Source organism: Amycolatopsis sp. NPDC023774, assembly GCF_040639695.1.
Taxonomy (GTDB): Bacteria; Actinomycetota; Actinomycetes; order Mycobacteriales; family Pseudonocardiaceae; genus Amycolatopsis.
Window position 1 is genome coordinate 58788 of the sequence record NZ_JBFAAJ010000027.1, and the last position, 22192, is coordinate 80979.

The following is a 22192-nucleotide window of genomic DNA, read 5'->3' on the forward strand; positions in this document are numbered from 1 at the left end:
CGGATCTGTCGGCCGCAAAACAAAGCGGGGAGCCGGAAACCCGGCTCCCCGCTTCACCACTTCAGAACGATCAGCTGCAACCCGACGTAGCCCCACACCCTTCACAGGCGTAGCACGACCCCGCAGGCCGCATCTTCGTGCCGCACGTCATGCACAACGGCGCGTCGGCGGCTTTGCCGAGGTGGAGTTCCATCAGTTCGGCCGTGGAGTGCGCGTCCGAGGTGGCCGGTTCCGGAGCGGGGGCCGAAGGAGCCGAAGCCGAGGTGGAGTCGACGCTGGTGCGCAGTGCCTCGAGGTCCATGTTCTGGCCGCCGTAGTTGGATTCCACTTCGGCGGAGCGTTCGTCGGCGGTGAAGATGCCGAGCTGCGAACGCTTCTCGTACGGCAGGTAGTCGAGGGCCAACCGGCGGAACAGGTAGTCCATCACGCTGGTGGCGATGCGGATGTCCGGGTCGTCCGTCATGCCGGCCGGTTCGAAGCGCAGGTTGGAGAACTTCGAGACGTAGAACTCCAGCGGGATGCCGTGCTGCAGGCCCACGGAGATGGACATCGAGAAGGCGTCCATCACGCCCGCGAGCGTGGAGCCCTGCTTGCCGAGCTTGACGAAGATCTCGCCGAGGCCGTCGTCCGGGTAGGAGCCCGCGTGGAGGTAGCCCTCGGCGCCGCCGACGGTGAAGGACACGGTCTGGCTCGGGCGCTTCTTCGGCAGGCGGCGGCGCACCGGGCGGTACTCCACGACCTTTTCCGGCTCCGGCTCGGCTTCCTTCTTCTTCGCCGTGGACAGCGGCTGGCCGACCTTGCAGTTGTCGCGGTAGATCGCCAGCGCCTTGAGGCCCAGCTTCCAGCCCTGGAAGTAGATCTCCTCGACCTCTTCGACGGTCGCCGTCTCCGGCATGTTCACCGTCTTCGAGATCGCGCCCGACAGGAACGGCTGCACCGCGGCCATCATCCGCACGTGGCCCATCGGCGCGATGGAGCGCTCGCCGACCGCACAGTCGAACACCTCGTAGTGCTCCGGACGCAGGCCCGGCGCGTCGACGACGTGGCCGTGCTGCGCCACGTATTCGACGATCGCCTCCACCTGCTCGTCCTGGTAACCCAGCACCTTCAGCGCGCGCGGCACGGTCTGGTTCACGATCTGCATCGACCCGCCGCCGACGAGCTTCTTGAACTTCACCAGCGAGAAGTCCGGCTCGATGCCCGTGGTGTCGCAGTCCATCATGAAGCCGATGGTGCCGGTGGGCGCGAGCACCGAGGCCTGCGCGTTGCGCCAGCCGTGGCGCGTGCCGAGTTCGATGCCGCGCTGCCACTCCTCGGTGGCCAGCGCGCGGACGGCCGCGTCGTTGGAGTGGTACGTGCGCACCAGCTCGTTGGCCGCGGCGTGCTTGCGCATCACACGCTGGTGCGCCTCGGCGTTGCGCGCGTAGCCCTCGTACGCGCCGACGACCTTTGCCAGCTCCGCCGAGCGCCGGTACGACACGCCGGTCATCAGGGACGTGATCGCGCCGGCGAGCGCGCGGCCGCCTTCGGAGTCGTACGCGTGGCCCAGCGCCATCAGCAGCGCGCCCAGGTTGGCGTACCCGATGCCCAGCTGACGGAACTTGCGCGTGGTGTCGGCGATCGGCTCGGTCGGGAAGTCGGCGAAGCAGATGGAGATGTCCATCGCCGTGATCACGAACTCCACGGCCTTCGCGAACAGCGGCGCGTCGAACGTGCCGTCCTCCGACACGAACTTCAGCAGGTTCAGCGACGCGAGGTTGCAGCTGGAGTTGTCGAGGTGCATGTACTCGCTGCACGGGTTCGACGCGCTGATGCGGCCGGACTCCGGGCAGGTGTGCCAGTCGTTGATCGTGCCGTCGTACTGCACGCCCGGGTCGGCGCACTCCCACGCGGCCTGCGCCATGGTGCGGAACAGCTTCTTCGCGTCGGTGCGCTCGATCACCTCGCCGGTGAGGCGGGCACGCAGCCCGAACTCCGTGCCGTTCTCCACGGCCTGCATGAACTCGTCGGACACGCGCACGGAGTTGTTGGCGTTCTGGTACTGCACCGAGGCGATGTCGGCGCCGGAGAGGTCCATGTCGAACCCGGCGTCGCGCAGGACCTTGATCTTCTCCTCTTCGCGCGCCTTGGTCTCGATGAACTCCTCGATGTCGGGGTGGTCGACGTCGAGCACGACCATCTTCGCCGCGCGCCGCGTGGCGCCGCCGGACTTGATGGTGCCCGCGGACGCGTCGGCGCCGCGCATGAACGAGACCGGGCCGGACGCGGTGCCGCCGGAGGTGAGCAGCTCCTTCGAGGAGCGGATGCGGGAGAGGTTGAGGCCCGCGCCGGAGCCGCCCTTGAAGATCAGGCCCTCCTCGCGGTACCAGTTCAGGATCGACTCCATCGTGTCGTCGACGGACAGGATGAAGCACGCCGAGACCTGCTGCTTCGAGGACGTGCCGACGTTGAACCAGACCGGCGAGTTGAAGCTGAAGACCTGGTGCAGCAGCATCCAGGTGAGCTCGTGCTCGAAGATCTCCAGGTCGGCTGCGCCGGCGAAGTAACCGTGGTCCGCGGCGGCCTTCACGTACGTCTTCACCACGCGGTCGATGAGCTGCTTGAGGCTGCTCTCGCGCTGCGGGGAGCCGACGGCGCCGCGGAAGTACTTGCTGGTGACGATGTTGGTGGCGTTCACCGACCAGAACCCGGGGAACTCGACGCCCCGCTGCTCGAAGTTGACGCTGCCGTCGCGCCAGTTGGTCATCACGACGTCGCGCTGCTCCCACGCGACTTCGTCGTACGGGTGCACGCCTTCGGTCGTGAAGACCCGCTTGACGGCCAGACCGCCGCTGGTCTTCTTCTTGCTCCGGCCGGCGGCCGCCGCGCCGGTTCCCACGGTTTCGGTCATCGGGTCTCGTCCCTCGCTCCCGCGCGGCGCAGGCGACACTCAGTCGTCTCCGGCGCGCTCGCTTCCTTCGTCCGCGGCAGTACCCGCCATGGCTTCCCGCAGGTCGGCGATCTCCTTCTCGAAGTCCTCGACCGAGGAGAACGAGCGGTAGACGCTGGCGAACCGCAGGTAGGCGACCCCGTCGAGTTCCCGCAAGGGACCGAGGATGGCCAGACCGACCTCGTGGCTCGGGATCTCCGCCAGACCGGCGGAGCGGATCGACTCCTCCACGCGCTGCGCGAGCTTCTGCAGCGCGTCGTCGTCGACCGGCCGGCCCTGACAGGCCCGCCGCACGCCGTTGACGACCTTGTCCCGGCTGAACTGCTCGGTGACGCCGGACCGCTTGACGACGGCGAGCACCATCGTCTCCGACGTGGTGAAGCGCCGGCCGCACTGGGCGCACGAGCGCCGCCGCCGGATCGCCTGACCTTCATCCACCTCTCGGGAGTCGACGACCCGAGAGTCCGCATGCCGGCAGAACGGGCACCTCATCCGCCGATCACCTTCCCCTCAACGCCGGCCGAGTCCATCCACGCCGGCCCCTACCGCCACGCTACGGCCTGGACCACGACCACCCCGCACGGACCCGTGCCTGGTGATCGACTTGTGGACAACCGGTGGGTGAACACCGCCCCAGCTGTGGACAACTGGTCTCCAGTCTACCCCTACCTGTGGACCAACTACAGCGGTGTAACTACCAGATGTAGGGGTTGACCATAGATTGCCCGGACGGCCCACGCAAGCGACACAAGCGGGTGAAGAAGGCACCGATTCGGGGTGCGGTCGAGCGCATCCCGACGGTCACGAACCGAACCCGGCCACCTCCGACGAGACCGGCACGGTGAGCGGCAACCCGGGCACGAGAACGGCGTCGTCGAGGTGGTTGAGCTGTTTGATGCGGTCGACCACGGCGGCCTGGTCGGACTCGGGTGCGAACCGGGCGGCGATCGCGGTCAGTGTGTCGCCCTGCTGCACGGACACCGACGCCGTGCGCTCGGGAACCGCGCCACCCGGCGTGCCGGACCCGAAAACACCCAGAACGGTGACCACCAGACAGGCGGCGACGGCGATCGCGGCGAGCCACGGCCACCGCACGGCGGGCCGGCGCGGCTCGGCACACGTGGCCGGCGCGATCCGATTCCCCGCGACCACCCGGGCGCGCGTCGGCGGCCGCAGCGGCTCGCCACGACGCTCGCGAGTACCGCGAACGGGTGCGGCGGGACCCGAGGGAACCCGAGCCGGAGCGGCGACCTGCCGGACGGGCCGGAGCGGGCGGACGATCCCGCGGTCTGCCAGAATCGACATGGCGAACCTCCTTCTGACCTGCTGATCGGTTCGATCCGAGCCCGGCCCGGTGCTCTCACCGGCGACAATGCGGTTCAGGTCGAACAGGCGTTCTATCGAACGTCCGTGCGAAGGTCTACCACCCCGCACCGACAAAATCGAGAGGACACGGCGTGTCGATCGAACAGATGTTTGAAATCGTCACGCTCGGTGGGCTAACGTCGGTGACCAGGACATCTGCCGGGCAGATGTCGCCGGCGAGGGCACCCGCGTCCGCGGGAGCCGGCCGGCGCACGCGCAACACGCGGGACGCCGGCGAGGCGACCGCGAAACATCTGGGAGGCGACGCCCAGTGGGGAGAGGACACACAGTGGCGAAGGAGAGCAAGGCGGGCACCACGCCCGGTGGCTCGGGCAAGGTGACTGCCCTGCCCGAGGTCTACGACGTGGACGAGACGCTGACCGTGCGGCAGCAGCAGGTGCTGGACGTGATCCGCACCTGGGTGGCCCGGTTCGGCTACCCGCCGAGCGTCCGCGAGATCGGCGAGGCCGTGGGGCTCACGTCGACCTCGTCGGTGTCCCACCAGCTGCGGGCGCTGCAGCGCAAGGGATACCTGCGCCGCGACGCGAACCGGCCGCGGGCCGTGGGCGTGCTCTCGACGACGGACGACAACCCCATGGGCATCGACATCGCCCAGCAGCCGTCCATGCCCAAGGCGGCGTATGTGCCGCTCGTCGGCCGGATCGCGGCCGGTGGCCCGGTGCTGGCCGAGCAGGCGATCGAGGACGTGTTCCCGCTGCCGCGCGAGATCGTCGGCGAGGGTGAGCTCTTCCTGCTCAGCGTCACCGGCGACTCGATGGTCGACGCCGCGATCACCGACGGCGACTGGGTCGTGGTCCGCCAGCAGCCCGCCGCGGAGAACGGCGACATCGTGGCCGCCATGATCGACGGCGAGGCGACGGTGAAGACGTTCAAGCGCAAGGACGGCCACGTCTGGCTGATGCCGCACAACGAGGCGTACGAGCCGATCCCCGGCGACGACGCCACCATCCTCGGCAAGGTCGTCGCGGTCCTCCGGCGCCTCTAGACCAGGAAGCCCACCCACGCGGCCGCGGGCCGGCGACGAGGATGCCCGGCCTCGATCGTCCCCGCGCCGCGGGCGGGACCTTCCCGGTGTCCGATGTGGACGGTGCCCGGTGTCCGGTGTGGACGGTGCCAGGCGGCCTGCTGCGCGTGGACCCTGCGTCGTGTAGACCCTGTGTCGCGTGGTCTTCCCACTGTGCGTGCCACGCCCGGTTGCCTCCCCGGGGCGGACCTCAGCGGCCAGGACCCGGCAGTCAAACCCAGCGGTCAGAACTCAGCGGCGCGGGCGGCGACGCAGCCGGCTGAGCAGGAACCAGCCGATCAGCACCGCGACCACCGCGATGCCCACCACCGGCAGCAGCGGCGGACCGGACGAGTCGTCCGATCCGCCGGTCGCACCCGAAGCGGCGGGCTTGGGCGCCTCCCGTTGCGGCGCGGCGGCGCCCGCCACCAGAGCCATCGCGTTTTTCACCGCCCGGATGGGCTGGCCGACCCCTTCACCGCCTGACAGCAGCGTGCCGTCGGGTTCGAAGGCGAGCGCTTCGCCCTGCTTCTCGTTCGGCAGCGGGATCCGCACGGGGTTGCGTTTGAGCGCCTCGAGCACGTCGCCGTCCGGGGCCGGGTACAGGTACGCGTCGGTGTAGGTGCGCAGGGCCACCACGCTGCCATCGGCGCTGGTGGCACCGCCCGTGACCAGCACGGACCCGAACGCGCGCACCGGCCCGCCCACCGTGTCGGTGTCGTGGATGGTCAGCGAACCGACCTTCTCCAACGCAGTCGGCCCCGGCGTGGCCAACGGACCGGTCGGCCGGTAGACGGCCGCGTCGCCCAGCACTTCCTTGGTGATCAGGTACGGCGTGCCCGAGCGGTCGAGCAGCAGGGCCTCGGTGTCGTGCGGCCCGTCGGGGTAGGTCAGGCGGTGCAGCGTCACGCTGCCGCCCGAAGGTTTCAGCTCCATCAACGCGACGGTCGTGCGCTTGTGGCTGTTGTCGCCGGTGTCCGAGAGCCACAGCGTGCCGTCGGCCGCGCGCGCGAGGTCCTCGACGTCGTACGGGTCGGTGCTCGCGGAGAGCACCTTCTGCACCTTGCACGAGTGGTCGAGGACGAAGACCTGCACCTTCGTGCCGCCGTCGTTGATCGCGTACCAGTGCTCGCCGTCGGAGACGAGGCCGGAAAGCTCCCCCAGCCGCGAGTCGGTGACCTTGCACAGCGATTCGGGCGCGGGTAGTGGTGCCGCGGCAGCAGCGGGCACAGCGCCCAGCACCAGCAAAATCGCCGTCACCGCGAGGACGACCCGCACCAGCTCACCTCCGTAGTGTGCGGCCCGGTCCGGCCGCACACTACGGAAGACGTTCAGAGCGCCGAGGAGTTGGTCTCGTACCGGCGCAAAGCCGCCGCGAGGTCCGGGTGGACCCGGACGACCAGCCTCGTGCCGTCGGCGACGTGTTCCTCCTCGAGCACTTCGCCGTCCGCATGAGCGCGGGCCACGAGCTCGCCGCGCGAGTACGGGACCAGCGCCTCGACCGCGACCTGCGGCCGCGGCAGCCGGTCGCCGAGCACCTCGGCCAGCTCCGGGATGCCGGCGCCGGTCCGGGCGGACACCAGCACGGCACCCGCCAGCTGGTGGCGCAGCCGCGCCAGCGTGACCTGATCGGCCGCATCGGCCTTGTTGATCACGAGCAGCTCGGGCGGCAGCGGCTCCTTGCGGGTGCGGGTGATCTCGCCGAGCACCTCGCGCACGGCGTTCACCTGCTCCTCGGGCGCCGGGTCGGCCCCGTCGACGACGTGCAGCAGCAGGTCGGCGTCGGCCGCCTCCTCCAGCGTCGAGCGGAACGCGTCCACCAGCTGGTGCGGCAGGTGCCGCACGAACCCGACGGTGTCGGTGAGGGTGAACGTGCGCCCGTCGGCCGTCTGGGCCCGGCGCGTGGTCGGGTCCAGGGTGGCGAACAGCGCGTCCTCCACCAGCACGCCCGCGCCGGTCAGCGCGTTGAGCAGGCTCGACTTGCCGGCGTTGGTGTAGCCGATGATGGCCACGCTGGGCACCTCGTTGGCCACGCGCCGGCCGCGCTTGGTCTCGCGGATCGTGTCCATCGACGCGATCTCGCGGCGCAGCTTCGCCACGCGCTTGTTGATCCGCCGGCGGTCGGTTTCGAGCTTCGTCTCACCGGGACCGCGCAGGCCCACACCGCCGTTGGCGCCACCGGCACGGCCACCGGCCTGCCGGGACAGCGACGCACCCCAACCGCGCAGCCGCGGGATGAGGTACTGCAGCTGGGCCAGCTCCACCTGGGCCTTGCCCTCCTTGGAGCGGGCGTGCTGCGCGAAGATGTCGAGGATCAGGGCGGTCCGGTCGATCACCTTGACCTTGACCTTCTCCTCGAGCTGGCGCAGCTGGCCGGGCGAGAGCTCGCCGTCGCAGATCACCGTGTCGGCGCCGGTCGCCACGACCACGTCGCGCAGCTCCCGCACCTTGCCGGAGCCGACGTAGGTGGCCGGGTCGGGCTTGGCGCGCCGCTGGACGAGGCCCTCGAGCACCTCGGAACCGGCGGTCTCGGCCAGCCTCGCCAGCTCGGCGAGGGAAGCTTCCGACTGCTCGGCGGTGCCTTCGGTCCACACGCCGACCAGCACGACGCGCTCCAGCCGCAGCTGGCGGTATTCGACCTCGGTGACGTCCGTGAGTTCGGTCGACAGGCCTGCGACGCGGCGGAGCGAGGCGCGGTCCTCGAGCTCCATCTCACCGGTCGACGGGTCGTCGTCGTACAGGTCTTCGTGTGTCAGTTCTGTCATCGTGCCTCCATGCTCCCACGATTCGGCGCGGGAGCCGAGTGATTACCTGCTGGGATAGATCGATACGTAGATGGCGGTCCGCTCGGCACCGGGCTCCGGGGGCCGTTCCCGGAACTCGTCGAGCAGCTGCGCGAGCCGGTCCTTGAACTCGGCGACCTCGGCCGGCGCGACCTGGAAGACGAGCCGGCTGGAGTCGACCTCGGCGGCGTCGGCCTCCCCCATCTCGGCGAGGTAGGCCTCGAGCATGGCCTGGCCGACGCTCGCGACCGCCGCGCCGTTGTCGAGCTGCCAGGACAGGCCGGTGGACCGGTACGGGATCTCCTTGGCGCCACGAGCGCCGCGGCGCTCTTCCAGCGGAGTGAGAAAACCCGTCTCGACCAGGCGCCGCACGTGGTGCAGCGTGGTCGCCGGGTCGCGGCCGAGCCGCTCGGCCAGCTCCTTGTTGGTCATTGCCTCGAAGGAGGTCAACCGGATGATGCGCAGGCGTATTCCGGACGCGAGCGCGGCGGCCTCGGCCTCCGTCGAAGGGCGTCGTGGGGTCGGCACCCGCACAGCCTAGGCACGACAAAGTGATTGACACTTTCCAATCACTCGCCGACACTCCATCGGGTGAACCGGGACTCCCTCCTCTTCCACGCCGACTTCCGCCGGCTGTTCGCCGGCGACGCGGCGAGCCAGCTCGGCACGTTCGTCGGTGTCACGGCGATCCCGCTGCTGGCGGCGGTGACGCTCGCGGCGACGCCGATCGAGATGGGCCTGCTGACCACGGCCGAGACGCTGGGCTTCCTGCTCATCGGCCTGCCGGCGGGCGTGTGGGTGGACCGGTTGCGCAAGCGGCCGGTGATGCTCGCGGCCGACCTGGCCCGCGCGGCGCTGATCCTGAGCATCCCGCTGACGTGGTGGGCGGGCGGGCTGACGATGGTCCAGCTCATCGTGGTCGTGCTGTTCGTCGGCATCGGCACGGTGTTCTTCGACGTCTCCTACCAGGCCTACCTGCCCGCGCTCGTGGGCCGGGACCGGCTGCTGGAGGGCAACGCGAAGTTGCAGGGCGTGCAGTCCTCGGCCCAGATCGCGGGCCCGAGCGCGGCGGGCGTGCTGGTGCAGTTCGTCGGCGCGGCGAGCACGGTGCTGGTCACCGGCCTCGGCTACCTCGCCTCTGCGTTGTGCCTCTGGCGGATCCGCACGGTCGAGCAACTGCCCGAGAAGACCGGGCACGAACGCCTGGTGCCGCAGATGATCGAGGGCCTGAAGTTCGTGTTCACCGACAAGCCGCTGCGCGCCATCGTCGCGTGCACCGCCACCGCGAACCTGTTCGGTGCCGCCGCGCAGGCCGTGCAGGTGCTGTTCCTGACGCGCACGGCCGGGCTCCCGCCCGCGGCGGTCGGCGCGCTGCTCGCCGTCGGCGGCATCGGCGGGATCCTCGGCGCGCTCTTCGCCGGCGCGATCATCCGGCGCGTCGGGCAGGCGCGCTCCATCTGGCTCCTGCCCATGCTCGTGTGGCCGGGCAACCTGCTCGTGCCGCTCGCGGGGCCCGGCTGGCGCGTGCCGCTCGCCGGCTTCGGCCTGGCGGTGGCCGGGTTCGGCGTGATCCTCTACAACGTCGCGCAGGTCTCCTACCGCCAGGCGATCACACCCGACCGGCTGCTGGGGCGGATGAACGCGAGCGTGCGGTTCCTCGTCTGGGGCACGATGCCGCTCGGCGGGCTGCTGGGCGGTGCGCTCGGCGAGGGCCTCGGGCTGATGGGTGCCCTGTGGACGGCGGTGATCGGCCAGCTCGCCGCCGCGCTGTGGGTGGTCTGCTCGCCGCTGCGGCACATGCGTGACCTGCCGGTGGGCGAGAAAGCGGTGGCGGCGCCCGCCTAGAGTTGGTTCATGAACGCAACCCCGCAGCCCAGCCCTCGTGTCCCGGACAAGGTCGGTGTCGACGGTCTGGAGGCCAAGTGGGTAGCGGTATGGGAGCGCGACGGCGTCCACCGCTTCGACCGCACGAAGCCACGCGAAGCCGTCTACTCGATCGACACCCCGCCGCTCACGGCGAGCGGTTCGCTGCACATCGGGCACGTGTTCTCCTACACGCACACCGACGTCCTCGCGCGCTACCAGCGCATGCGCGGGCGCGAGGTGTTCTACCCCGTCGGCTGGGACGACAACGGCCTGCCCACCGAGCGCCGCGTACAGAACCACTACGGCGTGCGCTGCGAGCCGGCACTGCCCTACGACCCGTCGTTCACACCACCGGAGAAGCCCGGCAAGGAAGTGATCCCGGTGTCGCGCCGCAACTTCGTGGAGCTGTGCCGAACGCTGTCCGAACAGGACGAGAAGGTGTTCGCCGACGTCTGGCGCCGCGTCGGGCTGTCGGTGGACTGGACGTTGGCGTACCAGACCATCGACCCGGCCACCACGGAGATCTCCCAGCGCGCCTTCCTGCGCAACCTCGCGCGCGGCGAGGCCTACCAGGCCGAGGCGCCGACGTTGTGGGACACGACGTTCCGCACCGCCGTCGCTCAGGCCGAGCTGGAGGACAGGGAGCGGCCCGGCGCGTACCACGACCTCGTGTTCCACGCGGGCGAGAACGAGGTGCTGATCTCGACCACGCGGCCCGAACTGCTGCCCGCGTGCGTCGCGCTGGTGGCGCACCCGGACGACGAGCGGTACCGAGACCTCGTCGGCAAAACCGTGCGCACGCCGGTGTTCGGCGTCGAGGTGCCGGTGCACGCGCACCACCTCGCCGATCCCGAGAAGGGCACCGGCATCGCGATGGTCTGTACCTTCGGCGACACCACCGACGTCACGTGGTGGCGCGCGCTGCGGCTTCAGACTCGCCCGGTGCTGGGGCGCGACGGCCGGTTCCTGCCCGAGCCGCCGCGCGGGGTGCCCGCCGAGGCGTACGCGCCGCTGGCCGGCAAGACCGTCCACACGGGACGGCAGCTGCTCGTCGAGGCGCTGCGGGCCGAGGGGTCGCTGCGCGGTGAGCCGCGGGCGATCACGCACGCGGTGAAGTTCTACGAGAAGGGCGACCGGCCGCTCGAGATCGTCACGAGCCGCCAGTGGTACCTCACCAACGGCGGGCGCGACGAGGACCTGCGCGCGAAACTGCTCGAACGCGGCGGCGAGCTCAACTGGGTGCCGCCGCACATGGAGGTTCGCTTCCGCGCCTGGACCGAGGGCCTCACGTCCGACTGGCTCGTGAGCCGCCAGCGGTTCTTCGGCGTGCCGATCCCCGTCTGGTACCCGCTCGACGAGCACGGCGAGCCCGACCACGAAGCCGTGCTGGTGCCCTCGGACTCGGCCCTGCCCGTGGACCCGAGCACCGACGTGCCGCCGGGCTACACCGAGGCCCAGCGCGGGAAGCCCGGCGGGTTCGCGGGTGAGGTGGACGTGATGGACACGTGGGCCACGTCGTCGCTCACGCCGCAGATCGCCGGACGCTGGAGCCTCGACGACGACCTGTTCCGCCGCGTGTTCCCGTACTCGCTGCGGCCGCAGGCGCACGAGATCATCCGCACCTGGCTGTTCTCCACGACCGTGCGGGCCGAGCTGGAAGAGCACGTGCTGCCGTGGCGCGACGCCGTGATCTCCGGCTGGGTGCTCGACCCGGACCGCAAGAAGATGTCGAAGTCCACGGGCAACGTCGTCACGCCGGCCGCGCTGCTGGACCAGTTCGGGCCCGACGCCGTGCGCTACTGGGCGGCGAGCGCGCGCCCCGGCGTCGACACGGCCGAGGACCAGGGCCAGATGAAGGTCGGACGGCGCCTGGCGACGAAGCTGCTCAACGTGAGCCGGTTCGTGCTCGGCCTCGGCCTGCCCACGCCGGGCGCCGCCGTGACGGAACCGCTGGACCGGTCGGTGCTCGCCGCGCTCGCGCGCGTGGTCACCGAGGCGTCGGCGGCGTTCGAAGGCCTGGACCAGGCGCGGGCGTTGCAGGTGACGGAGACGTTCTTCTGGACGTTCTGCGACGACTACGTCGAGCTGGTCAAGGCCCGCGCGTACGGCGATCGCGGCGAGGCGGCAGCGGACTCGGCCCGCGCCGCGCTGACGACCGCGCTTTCGGTGCTGGTGCGGCTGTTCGCGCCGGTGCTGCCTTACACGGCCGAGGAGGTCTGGTCGTGGTGGCAGGAGGGTTCGGTGCACCGCGCGCCGTGGCCGGAGGCGCCGGAAGTCGACGGCGACGCCGCCCTGCTGCCGCTGGCGGGCTCGGTGATCGCGGCCGTGCGGCGGGCCAAGACGGACGCGAAGGTGTCGATGCGCTCGGCCGTCGAAACCCTCACGGTGAGCGCGTCCGACGACGTGCTCAGCGGGTTCGCCGCGGTGTCGGACGATGTGCGCGCGGCCGGGGTGATCTCCGCCGTGACCACGCGCCCGGGTGACGGGGAGCTGGCCGTCGAGGTGACGGTGGGCTGAGAGCGCCCCAATGTGGCGTTCGATGCGTTCAACGCACCCAACGCCACATTGGGGCGCATCATGCTCGGGCGGCGGCCCACCAGGCTTCGTCGAGCTCGCCGCGCGCGACGATCTCCGCCGGGCCGGTGAGCGTGGCGGCGCCGCGTCCGACGGTGACGACCACGCGGCCACCGGGGATGTCCACTGTGGACTTCCCCGTGTCGGTGCCGGCCAGGTGCAGTGCGGCGGCGACGGCGGCCACCGTGCCGGTGCCGCACGAGCGCGTCTCCCCCACGCCGCGCTCGTGGACGCGCATGCGCAGCGCACCCTCGCCGAGCAGGTTCACGAATTCGAGGTTCACGCCGGTCGGGAACACGTCGTGATCGAAGTCGGGCTGCTCGCGCAGGTCCAGGTCGGCGACATCGTCGTCGAGCACCGACACCAGGTGCGGGTTGCCGACGTCCACGGCCACGCCGGAGAACGGGCTCCCGGCCACCACCGTCACGGAGGTGCCGGTGATCGTGGCCGGGCCCATGTCCACCGTCACCGAGCGGTCGGGGTGGACCACCACCGGCCGGTCGCCCGCGCGGGTGCCGACGGTGAAGCGGCCGTCGCCCGCCAAGCCGGCGTCGACGAGGTAGCGGGCGAACACGCGCACGCCGTTGCCGCACATCTCGGCGATCGAGCCGTCGGCGTTGCGGTAGTCCATGAACCACTCGCCGTCGGAGGCCTCACCCACCGCGTTGGCGCGCACCACGCGCAGCACGCCGTCGGCCCCCAGGCCGCGCCGGCGGTCGCACAGGGCCGCCACGCGCTCCGCTGTGAGGTCGAGACGGCCGGACGCGTCGGGCAGCAGCACGAAGTCGTTCTGCGTGCCGTGGCCCTTGAGAAACTCGATGCCGCCCATGGGAACAAGATTACTGCGCCAGGGCGTCGAGCACGCGCGCGGCCAGGTCGGGGGAAGCACCGTCGAACCACTGGATCCGCTTGTCGCGGCGGAACCAGGACCGTTGCCGCCGGACGAAGCGGCGGGTGGCCTGAGCGGTCGCGGCGGCGGCGGCCGCGAAGTCGCGTTCGCCGTCGAGCTCGGCGAGCACCTGCTGGTAGCCCAGCGCCCGGGACGCCGTTTTGCCCTCGCGCAGGCCGCGGGCTTCGAGTTCCCGCACCTCGTCGACGAGCCCGGCTGCGAACATCCGCTCCACGCGCAGGTCGACGCGCTCGTCGAGCTCGGCGGCCTCGCGGTCGATACCGATCAGCGCTGTGCTGTAGCGGGGCGGGCCGGGCTTGGGCAGGTTCGCGGAGAACGGCTCCCCGGTCAGCTCGATGACCTCCAGCGCGCGCACGATCCGGCGGGTGTTCGTGGGCAGGATGGCGGCGGCCGCGGCCGGGTCTTTTTCGGCCAGGCGCGCGTAGAGGGTCGCCGTGCCCCGTTCGCCGGCCTCCGAGTCGAGCCGGGCCCGGACTGCCGCATCGGTCCCGGGGAACTTCAGGTCGTCGAGCACGGCCTGCACGTACAGGCCCGAGCCGCCGGTCAGCACGGGCACGCGGCCAGCGGCGAGGAGGTCCTCGATCACGCGGCGGGCGTCGCGCTGGTAGGCGGCGACGGACGCGGTCTCGGTGACGTCGAGGACGTCGAGCAGGTGGTGGGGCACGCCGCGCCGCTCGGCTTCGGTGGCCTTGGCCGTGCCGACGTCCATGCCGCGGTAGAGCTGGAGCGCGTCGGCGTTCACGACCTCACCGCCGAGGGCGAGGGCGAGCTCCACGGCCAGCGCCGTCTTCCCGGTGGCCGTGGGACCGACGACGGCCACCGGACGAGGCGGCTGAGCAGGGCTGATCACGCTGGTCGAGGGTACCTGGACGGGGAGGACGCCGACACGGAGCGTCAAGGAGAAGTAGGATCACTGGCTTCAGGTGGCTCATCCAGTACCACAGCAGGCGCTGAGCTGCTTGAATGCCGCTGGGGCCCCATGCCCCCGGAAGCACCACCGCGTAACCCGGCCCCGCAGCACGCGGGGCGCCCGCACCAGCGGGCGTACAGGCGATAAGGAGCCTGCGATGGCCCAGGAGAACACGTCCAGCGGCACCCCGGCACCGCACCCGGTGCCCCACGCGCCCGGCAGCGCCCAGACCGCACCCCCGGTGCCGGCCGCCGAGCCCAGCCCGTCCACCTGGGGCCGGGTCGACGCCGAGGGCACCGTCTTCGTCTTCACCGCCGACGGCGAACGCGCGGTCGGGGTCTGGCAGGCGGGCACGCCCGAAGAGGGGCTCGTGCACTACGCCCGCCGCTTCGACGACGTACGCACCGAGGTCGAGCTGCTGGAAACCCGGCTGGCCTCGGGCGTCGGTGACCCGAAGCACGCGCTGTCGAACGCCACGCAGATCCGCGACGGGCTGGCCGAGTCGGCGGTGGTCGGTGACCTCGCCGCGCTGGCCGCACGCGTCGAGTACGTGATCGCCGCCGCGGAGAAGGCGCTGGGCAAGGTCAAGCAGGAACGTGAGGAGGCCCGAGCGGCCGCCGTTTCGCGCAAGCAGGAGCTGGCCGAGGAGGCGGAGAAGATCGCCGCCGACTCCACCCAGTGGAAGGTCGCGGGCGACCGGCTGCGCACGATCCTGGACGAGTGGAAGACGGTCAAGGGCGTCGACCGCAAGACCGACGACGAGCTGTGGAAGCGGTTCTCCAAGGCCCGCGAGGCGTTCAACCGCCGCCGCGGCTCGCACTTCGCGGAGCTGGACAAGCAGCGCGCGAGCGCCAAGCACCGCAAGGAAGAGCTCATCGCCGAGGCCGAGGCCCTCGCCGAGTCCGACGACTGGGGCGCGACCGCCGGCCGCTACAAGGAGCTTATGGCCGAGTGGCGCGCCGCGGGCCGCGCACCCAAGGACAGCGACGAAGCCCTGTGGCAGCGCTTCCGCGCGGCCCAGGACGCCTTCTTCGCCCGCCGCTCGGCGGTGTTCACCGAGCGCGACGCCGAGTTCGCCGGCAACGCCGCCCGCAAGGAAGAGCTGCTGGTCGAGGCGGAGAAGATCGACGTCGCCGCCAACCTCGACGCCGCCAAGTCCGCGCTGCGCCGCATCCAGGAACAGTGGGACGAGATCGGCAAGGTCCCGCGTGAACGCATCCGCGAGCTCGACGGCCGGCTCAAGGCCGTCCAGGACGCCGTCAAGTCCGCCGAGGACAGCCGCTGGCGCCGCACCGACCCGGAGGCCCAGGCCCGCGCCGCCCAGTTCCGCGAGCGTGTCGAACAGTTCGAGTCGCAGGCCGCCAAGGCCCGCGCCGCGGGCGACGAACGCCGCGCCAAGAAGGCCGACGAGCAGGCCGCTCAGTGGCGCGAGTGGATGGAAGCGGCTGAGGCCGCGGTGGCGGATCGCTGATCGGTGGGGTTTTGGAGAGGGCCGCTCGCCGGGTTTCGCCCGGGAGCGGCCCTTTTCGATCGTTCGGGTAGTGCGTGGTCGCGATGGGTGATCAGCCGACTGGCTCGCTGCGCGCGGGGGGACGCCTCGGGCTGAAGGGTCGGTTCACGCACTCCGCCGCCCGACCCTCTTGGTCGTCCGACAAATGAATGGCGACCTCGGATGTCGGAACCGTCGGAACGAGCAGCCGCCGTGGTCGGTCAGGCCAGGTGGCGGTAGGTGGTTCAGTCGAGGTTGTGCGCCTTGCGCAAGGCGTTGCCCGCGTTGACGGCTATGACGAGATGCCCCGTGGCAAGGTTTGTCAACGCTCGGCGCAACCACCGAGGGTCTGGGCCGGAACCGGCGACAAGGAGTCGGCGCTCAAGATCGGCGTGCGAGGTTGTCCAGGCGTGACTGCCCGGGGAACCGGTCGTGCGGTACGACCTCGAGTCGGGTGGTCACCTCCTGCGCGAACCGCCCGGACTCGGCTAGACCGTGTGCGAGGTCCAGAAGTAGCTTGATCTCTTTCTTGACACCCTCACGGTGCAGGTTGACCCGCCATGCGAGCGCTGCGGCCACGTGTTTCGCGGCGAGGGCGAGATCGTCGGGGTGTGCGAGTGAGTGCTGCAGACCGAGGCAGGAGATCGCGTGCGCCGCAGCGCTGAAGGTCTTCCTCGGCTCCGTCGTGTCCGCGGTTATCGGCTCAGTCCTCATCGGAGGACCGCCTCACCGCCCCTGCTTTCGACTCTCTCGTTCCGGCTCGACAACCCCACCACGAGCAGCCCTACGGGGACCGCCGCACCGTCGAATCAAGTCACGACGAGGCTTTCCCCGGCGAGCGCCCGGCCTCAGGCCCGCGAGAAAGCCGTCCTCATCCACATCGTCGCCAGGACGATCGTGGCGACCCACGCGACGATCATCCCGATCCCCGGCCCGCCGCCGACGGCGCCGTTCGCGTGGGCCGACTGCTGGGACCACACCGACAGCAGCCCGTCCACCGAGGCGAACCAGCCGCCCGCCGCGCAGCACCACGCGACCCACCAGCGGCGCGTCGCCACGCCCACCGCGCCGGCGAGGACGCCGACGCCCGTGGACGTCGCGGCGAACAGCTGCGGGATGCCGCCGCCGGCGCCTTGGAGGACCTGGTAGCCCGCGTGGTCGCCGACCCAGGGCAGGACCTGCGCCACGAGCAGCACGACGATGAACACGGCGATGTAGAAGCCGCGGCGGCCCAGCTCCACCGTGCGGGACGCGCGCGCTCCCGCCTTGTCGATCTGGTCGGTCAGCTCCTCGTCGACCTCGGCCGGCGTTCCTGGCTCGCTCACAGCGCACACCCACTCACCGGGGCCGGCTCGACGGCCGGGGCTCCGAAGCCCGGCAGTCCCAGCGTGACCCCGCTCGTCTTGGGCCGAAGACCCGCTTCGGCGTTGTCGCCCGCCCGCGTGCGGCGGTGCGTCAGAAGATCGCCGTCGGCGACCAGGTGGTGCGGGGCGCCGTAGGTGATCACCGTCTCGACGACGTCACCCGGCCGCACCGCGCGGTCCACAACGGACCCGGACGGCGTGAAGTGCACGAGCCGCCCGTCGCGCGCGCGGCCGCTCATGCGGCGTGTCTCGGCGTCCTTGCGGCCCTCGCCCGCGGCCACGAGCAGCTCGACCTTGGTCCCGACCAGCTTCTTGTTCTCCACCCAGGAGATCTCGTTCTGCAGCTCCACGAGCCGGTCGTAGCGCTCCTGCACGACCTCCTTGGGCAGCTGGCCGTCCATCGTCGCGGCCGGCGTGCCGGGGCGCTTCGAGTACTGGAACGTGAATGCGCTGGAGAACCGCGCCTCGCGCACGACGTCGAGCGTCGCCTGGAAGTCTTCCTCGGTCTCGCCGGGGAAGCCGACGATGATGTCGGTGGTGATCGCCGCGTCGGGCATCGCCGCGCGGACCTCGTCGAGGATCTTCAGGTACCGCGCGGAGCGGTAGGAACGCCGCATCTCGCGCAGCACCCGGTCCGAACCCGACTGCAGCGGCATGTGCAGCTGGTGGCAGACGTTGGGCGTCTGGGCCATCGCGTCGATCACGTCGGAGGTGAACGCGGCGGGGTGCGGCGAGGTGAACCGCACGCGCTCCAGACCGCTGATCCCGCCGGTCGCGCGCAGCAGCTTGCCGAATGCCAGGCGGTCGCCGAACTCGACGCCGTAGGAGTTCACGTTCTGCCCCAGCAGCGTCACCTCGAGCACGCCCTCGGCCACGAGCGCCTCGACCTCGGCGAGGATCTCGCCCGGGCGGCGGTCGCGTTCCTTGCCCCGCAACGACGGCACGATGCAGAACGTGCAGGTGTTGTTGCACCCCACCGAAACCGATACCCAGCTCGCGTACGACGACTCGCGGCGCGCGGGCAGCGTCGAGGGGAACGTCTCGAGCGACTCGAGGATCTCCACCTCGGCCTCCGCGTTGTGCCGGGCGCGCTCCAGCAGCGTCGGCAGCGAGCCGATGTTGTGCGTCCCGAACACGACGTCGACCCACGGGGCGCGCTTGACGATCTCCCCGCGGTCCTTCTGCGCCAGGCAGCCGCCGACGGCGATCTGCATGTCCGGGTTGGCGACCTTGTCCGGGCGCAGGTGGCCCAGGGTGCCGTACAGCTTGTTGTCCGCGTTCTCCCGCACGGCGCAGGTGTTGAACACGACCAGGTCCGGCTTCGCCTCCGCGCTCGCGGGGACGTACCCGGCCTCCTCGAGCTGACCGGCGAGCCGTTCCGAGTCGTGCACGTTCATCTGGCAGCCGAAGGTGCGGATGCTGTACGTCTTGGGCTGCTGGTTCTCGGTCATCACCACACAGGGTAGACCGGCTGCCACCTGGTACTCCCTGGCGCCCTTGCTCGTGCAGGACCTTTCGACCACGGTGCCCGAACCGTCAGAACCTTTCGACCACGATGCCCGAACCGTGATGTCGTCAGCGACGATTCCCCGGGAGACCGGCAGCGACTGCCGAGACGGCGACATCGGCCCACTGCGCACCAGGATCGTGTCCCGCATACGCCGCGCTGCTACGAGCGCGCCGGTTTTCACGGTCGGCTCCCACCGCCGCCTTCCCGCCGACCGCGGGCGAGCCGCCGTCCACCTGGCCCGGTGGGGACGATGCAGTGCACCTGAGCCGTGAACACCCGGGGCGCTCGTCTGGCACGATCCACTCCATGGGGTGGCAGCGGAGGCTCACGGCGGTGCTCGTCGCGGTGCTCGTGGCGGGCCTCACGGCCGCGTGCGGGCCGAGCTTCGAGGGTCTGCACCTGCGGATCGCCACCGGCGCGGTCGGCGGCGTGTACAACGATCTCGCCCGGCCGCTCGCCGACGCGTGGGCCAAGGACCTGGGCATCGCCCGGCCGGAGGTCCTGGCGACACAGGGCTCGCGCGACAATCTCAACCGCGTGCGCTCCGGGGGTGCCGACGTGGCCTTCGTCGCAGCCGACCTCGCCGCCGAAGCCGCCGCGCAGTACCCGGGCCGGCTGACCGCGCTGGCGCGCATCCACGACGACTACCTGCACATCGTCGTGCGCGCCGACTCGCCTTACACGTCGGTGTCGATGCTCGAGGGCCGCCACATCGCGGTCGGCTCGCCCGAGTCCGGGGTCGAGTACATCGCCAACCGCGTGCTGGCCGTCGCCGGGCTGACCGACTCCGTGAGTGTGCAGCAGCTGGGCCTCGAAGACTCCCTCAAGGCCCTCGAAAACCACCGGCTCGACGCCCTGTTCTGGTCCGGCGGCCTGCCGACGCCGCTGATCACGCAGTACACGCAGAAGGTCGGCCTGCGCCTGCTCGACATGGCCAGCCTGCAGGAGGGCATGCAGGCCTACAGCCCCGTCTACAGCACCGCCACCATCCCCGGCAGCACCTACAACCAGGCCGGCCCGGTGACCACGCTCGTGGTCCCCAACTTCCTCGTCGTCCCCGCGAAAATGGCCGACGACGTCGCCGAAGCACTCACCCGCGGCCTCTACGACGCCCGCCCCGCCCTCGCGGAGGCCAACCGCGCGGCCCTGTCGATCGACGTCCACCCGGGCATCGAGACGGAGCCGCTCCCCCTGCACCCGGGCGCGCTCACCTATTACCGCAGCCTCAAAGTCTAAGGCGCGACCCGCAGGTCCAGTTCGATCCGCAGCCCGCCGCCGTCCGGCAGGGACAGGCGCATGTCGCCGCCGGAGTGACGGACGATCTCGCGCACGATCGCGAGCCCCAGGCCCGAGCCGGGCACGTTCTGGTGCGCGCTGCTGCGCCAGAAGCGGTCCACGGCCCGTTCCAGCTCGTCCTCGCGCAAGCCCGGCCCGTGGTCGCGCACAGCCAGGGTCACCCGATCACCGCCGTTCACGGCCGACACGTGCACCGAAGTGCCCTGGCCGGTGAACTTGAGCGCGTTGTCGATCAGCGCGTCCAGGATCACTTCGAGCCCCCGCGGCGGCAGCAGGACCCGCGTGCCGTTGACGTCGGCGTCGGTTTCCAGCGCGACGTCACGCGCCGCACCCACCACACTCCAGTCGGTGACCCGGTCGGCCACCACCGCGCCGAGGTCCTCCGCCACGAGCTCGCCGCCCGCCGACTCCGCGCGGGCCATCGACAGCAGCTCGTCGAGAATCTGGTTGAGCCGGCCGGCGTCCACCCGGGCAGCGTCGAGGTCGGCGGCCGCGGCCTCGTCGTCCACGTGGCCTTCGAGGTTGCCCAGCCTCAGCTTCAACGCCGTCAGCGGGTTGCGCAGCTGGTGGGAGGCGTCGGCGACGAATGCCCGTTGCGCGGCCAGCGCCTCCGACACGCTCGCCGCCATCCGGTCGAAGGAACGGCCGAGTTTCCGCAGCTCAGGGGGCCCACCGCTCTCCCCCACCGGTTCGGCCTCGCGCCCGCTCACCACGGCCGCCACCAGCGCGCCCGTCGCTTCGTCGAGCCGGCGCACGGGCCGCAGCGTCCAGCGCACCACCGGGATCGCGACCAGCAGCGCGAGCCCGAACGCCACCACCGCACCCGCCGCGAGCACGAGCCACTGCCACAACAGCCGCGTGCGCACGTGGTCGGTCGAGGATTCCGTGACGACGACGCCACGCACCTCGCCGTCGATGAGGATCGGCTCGGCCAGCACCAGCGGGGCCGTCGTCCACGGCATCAGCAGCGGACCAGGCTCCGGGTGACGGCCGGCGAGCGCCTCGTTGACGGGCGCCGCGATGGCCGAGCGGTCGATGCGCGCCGCGTCGGTGCCACCCAGCGAGCTGAGCACCGCGACGCCGTCCTGGTTGACCACCACGACCTTCACGCCGTAGACCTCGGTGTAGCGGCGCAGCTCCGGCTCCAGCAGCGCGGGCCGGTTGTCGATCAGCGGCCGTTGCGCGAGCGAGGCGAACCGCGCGGTGTCGGTGAGCCGGTCGAGGAAGAGGTTCTGCTGAAGACTGCCCGCCATCGTCAGCGCCAGGGGGATACCGAGCCCGAACACCAGCAGCGCGACGAGCGTGACCACGATCCCCTGGAGGCGGACGCGCACGGCTCAGCCCCGCCCGCCGCCGAGGCGGTACCCGACGCCGCGGACGGTCTCGATCAGCGCCGGACGCCCCAGTTTCGTGCGCAGCGTGGCCACGTGGACGTCGAGCGAACGGCTCTCCGCCGCGCCCCGATGGCCCCAGACCTCGGTGAGCACGTGCTCGCGCGAGCAGACCGAACCGCGCGCGCCCGCGACGAGCGCGAGGACCTGGAACTCTTTGCGGGACAAGGCGATCGACTGCCCGGCCACAAGCACCTCGTGGCGCGCGAGGTCGATACTCACGTCGCCGACCTCGATCACCGGCGCGGGCCCGTCGGTGCGTTCGCCACGACGGCGTCGCACGGCTTCGACGCGCGCGAGCAGCTCCTCCACGTCGTAGGGCTTCACGAGATAGTCGTCGGCACCCGCGCGCAGCCCCTGCACCCGGTCGTCCACCTCGCCGCGCGCCGACACCACGATCACGGCGACGTCGCTGACCGCGCGGATGCGCCGGCACAGCACCACGCCGTCGACGTCGGGCAGCCCCAGGTCGAGCAGCACCACGTCCACGTCGTGCACGCGGTCCAGCACGCCGGCACCCGAGGCCAGCCGTTGCATCTCCAGGCCGCGCCGCGTCAGAGCGGGCACGAGGGCGCCCGCGACCCGGTCGTCGTCCTCCACCAGCAGCACCCGCACCGCTCGCCTCCCCGGTGATCCAGCCCACGGTAGCGAGGAACTCTAGGGGGCACCCGACCACGACCACGACCGGGCACGAAGGATGACCCTCCGTCACCCGTCCGGCCCGCATCGCATGCTCACAGGATGTGGTCATGGCTGGGCTGAGCAGCACGGAAGGCCGCCG

18 protein-coding genes are annotated in these 22192 nt (G+C 71.2%); 5 read left to right on the forward strand and 13 right to left on the reverse strand.

Features of this window, described 5'->3' with window-relative positions:
* Nucleotides 1-70: 70 nt before the first annotated feature.
* The 3 genes from AB0F91_RS36675 to AB0F91_RS36685 all read right to left on the reverse strand — a co-directional run bounded on the left by AB0F91_RS36675 (nt 71) and on the right by AB0F91_RS36685 (nt 4234).
* Entirely contained in the window at nt 71-2890 is a 2820-nt protein-coding gene (locus AB0F91_RS36675; protein WP_360605241.1) for a vitamin B12-dependent ribonucleotide reductase, read from the reverse strand.
* A gap of 39 nt (nt 2891-2929) precedes the next feature.
* The gene (nrdR, locus tag AB0F91_RS36680) at nt 2930-3421 is read right to left on the reverse strand and encodes a transcriptional regulator NrdR (protein WP_360605243.1); all 492 of its coding nucleotides are present in this window, start codon (nt 3419-3421) and stop codon (nt 2930-2932) included.
* Between the two features lie 309 nt (nt 3422-3730).
* Nucleotides 3731-4234, reverse strand: coding sequence for a LysM peptidoglycan-binding domain-containing protein (locus tag AB0F91_RS36685; RefSeq protein WP_360605245.1), 504 nt, complete (start codon nt 4232-4234; stop codon nt 3731-3733).
* Nucleotides 4235-4583: 349 nt separating this feature from the next.
* Here AB0F91_RS36685 and lexA point away from each other — a divergent pair, with 349 nt between their 5' ends.
* Entirely contained in the window at nt 4584-5300 is a 717-nt protein-coding gene (gene lexA, locus AB0F91_RS36690; RefSeq protein ID WP_360605247.1) for a transcriptional repressor LexA, read from the forward strand.
* Nucleotides 5301-5570: 270 nt separating this feature from the next.
* Here lexA and AB0F91_RS36695 read toward each other — a convergent pair whose 3' ends face one another.
* Genes AB0F91_RS36695 through AB0F91_RS36705 form a run of 3 tightly spaced genes read right to left on the reverse strand, consistent with a single transcriptional unit; the run spans nt 5571 to nt 8629 of the window.
* On the reverse strand, nt 5571-6596 hold the full coding sequence (locus AB0F91_RS36695) for a hypothetical protein (RefSeq protein ID WP_360605249.1): 1026 nt from the start codon (nt 6594-6596) through the stop codon (nt 5571-5573).
* A gap of 53 nt (nt 6597-6649) precedes the next feature.
* The gene (gene hflX / locus AB0F91_RS36700) at nt 6650-8083 is read right to left on the reverse strand and encodes a GTPase HflX (RefSeq protein ID WP_360605251.1); all 1434 of its coding nucleotides are present in this window, start codon (nt 8081-8083) and stop codon (nt 6650-6652) included.
* A 42-nt stretch (nt 8084-8125) separates the two neighbouring features.
* The gene (locus AB0F91_RS36705; RefSeq protein WP_360605253.1) at nt 8126-8629 is read right to left on the reverse strand and encodes a helix-turn-helix domain-containing protein; all 504 of its coding nucleotides are present in this window, start codon (nt 8627-8629) and stop codon (nt 8126-8128) included.
* A 63-nt stretch (nt 8630-8692) separates the two neighbouring features.
* Here AB0F91_RS36705 and AB0F91_RS36710 point away from each other — a divergent pair, with 63 nt between their 5' ends.
* Nucleotides 8693-9946 (forward strand): MFS transporter, encoded by a 1254-nt coding sequence (locus AB0F91_RS36710; protein ID WP_360605255.1) that lies wholly within the window; start codon nt 8693-8695, stop codon nt 9944-9946.
* 9 nt (nt 9947-9955) lie between these two features.
* A complete protein-coding gene (gene valS, locus AB0F91_RS36715; protein ID WP_360605257.1) occupies nt 9956-12484 on the forward strand; it encodes a valine--tRNA ligase in 2529 nt (842 codons plus the stop codon).
* A gap of 58 nt (nt 12485-12542) precedes the next feature.
* Here the strand turns inward: valS and dapF are convergent, their stop codons facing one another.
* A complete protein-coding gene (gene dapF / locus AB0F91_RS36720) occupies nt 12543-13370 on the reverse strand; it encodes a diaminopimelate epimerase (RefSeq protein ID WP_360605259.1) in 828 nt (275 codons plus the stop codon).
* 10 nt (nt 13371-13380) lie between these two features.
* Complete coding sequence (gene miaA / locus AB0F91_RS36725) at nt 13381-14301, reverse strand: tRNA (adenosine(37)-N6)-dimethylallyltransferase MiaA (RefSeq protein WP_360605261.1); 921 nt, start codon at nt 14299-14301, stop codon at nt 13381-13383.
* A gap of 217 nt (nt 14302-14518) precedes the next feature.
* Between miaA and AB0F91_RS36730 the strand changes: the two genes are divergently transcribed.
* Nucleotides 14519-15832, forward strand: coding sequence for a DUF349 domain-containing protein (locus tag AB0F91_RS36730; RefSeq protein ID WP_360605263.1), 1314 nt, complete (start codon nt 14519-14521; stop codon nt 15830-15832).
* Between the two features lie 399 nt (nt 15833-16231).
* Here AB0F91_RS36730 and AB0F91_RS36735 read toward each other — a convergent pair whose 3' ends face one another.
* The 3 genes from AB0F91_RS36735 to miaB form a co-directional block, all read right to left on the reverse strand.
* Nucleotides 16232-16564, reverse strand: a complete 333-nt coding sequence (locus AB0F91_RS36735) for a hypothetical protein (RefSeq protein ID WP_360605265.1) — start codon at nt 16562-16564, stop codon at nt 16232-16234.
* Nucleotides 16565-16698: 134 nt separating this feature from the next.
* Nucleotides 16699-17175 carry a hypothetical protein gene (locus tag AB0F91_RS36740; RefSeq protein WP_360605267.1) on the reverse strand — a complete coding sequence of 159 codons (477 nt, stop codon included), beginning with the start codon at nt 17173-17175 and terminating at the stop codon, nt 16699-16701.
* Nucleotides 17172-18665 carry a tRNA (N6-isopentenyl adenosine(37)-C2)-methylthiotransferase MiaB gene (gene miaB, locus AB0F91_RS36745; RefSeq protein WP_360605269.1) on the reverse strand — a complete coding sequence of 498 codons (1494 nt, stop codon included), beginning with the start codon at nt 18663-18665 and terminating at the stop codon, nt 17172-17174. Before miaB ends, AB0F91_RS36740 begins: the two co-directional genes overlap by 4 nt.
* Nucleotides 18666-19030: 365 nt before the next feature.
* Here miaB and AB0F91_RS36750 point away from each other — a divergent pair, with 365 nt between their 5' ends.
* Nucleotides 19031-19960: a TAXI family TRAP transporter solute-binding subunit gene (locus tag AB0F91_RS36750; protein ID WP_360605271.1), complete on the forward strand. Its 930-nt coding sequence runs from the start codon at nt 19031-19033 to the stop codon at nt 19958-19960.
* On the opposite strand, the gene AB0F91_RS36755 is transcribed toward AB0F91_RS36750, so the two are convergent.
* Together AB0F91_RS36755 and AB0F91_RS36760 are read right to left on the reverse strand one after the other, a co-directional pair.
* Nucleotides 19957-21354 (reverse strand): HAMP domain-containing sensor histidine kinase, encoded by a 1398-nt coding sequence (locus tag AB0F91_RS36755; RefSeq protein WP_360605273.1) that lies wholly within the window; start codon nt 21352-21354, stop codon nt 19957-19959. The two genes, AB0F91_RS36750 and AB0F91_RS36755, sit on opposite strands and share 4 nt — an antisense overlap.
* 3 nt (nt 21355-21357) lie before the next feature.
* Nucleotides 21358-22026, reverse strand: a complete 669-nt coding sequence (locus AB0F91_RS36760) for a response regulator transcription factor (RefSeq protein WP_220238098.1) — start codon at nt 22024-22026, stop codon at nt 21358-21360.
* Between the last annotated feature and the right edge of the window lie 166 nt (nt 22027-22192).